The 281-nt window shown below is 52.3% G+C and carries 1 protein-coding gene; it reads right to left on the minus strand.

Features of this window, described 5'->3' with window-relative positions; translation table 11 throughout:
- A partial coding sequence (locus ICN41_RS11270) for a condensation domain-containing protein (protein ID WP_216293023.1) occupies window positions 1–281 on the minus strand: 281 nt, incomplete at both ends.

Below are 281 nucleotides of genomic sequence, written 5' to 3' on the forward strand. Positions count from 1 at the left end.
GTAAGTGGGTTTGCCAATACTGCTGCGCTGCTGCGCGATCTTGTTTAGCAAGCCACAATAAATGCTCGCGCCAGGCAAAGGCTGGGGCTAGTCCGGCAGGCGTACCTGTACGCTGGGCTTGGTAGAGGCGAGTGAGGTCAGTAAGTAGTATGGGTGTTGACCAACCATCTAAGATCAAGTGATGATTACTAATCAGAAGCGCATACTCTTGCTCGCCTAAGGCGGCTAAGCGTGCTCGGATCAGCGGACCTTGCTCTAAATTAAAAGGCTGGGCTAGATCA

This window comes from Polynucleobacter sp. 15G-AUS-farblos (genome assembly GCF_018882445.1).
Classification (GTDB): domain Bacteria; phylum Pseudomonadota; class Gammaproteobacteria; order Burkholderiales; family Burkholderiaceae; genus Polynucleobacter.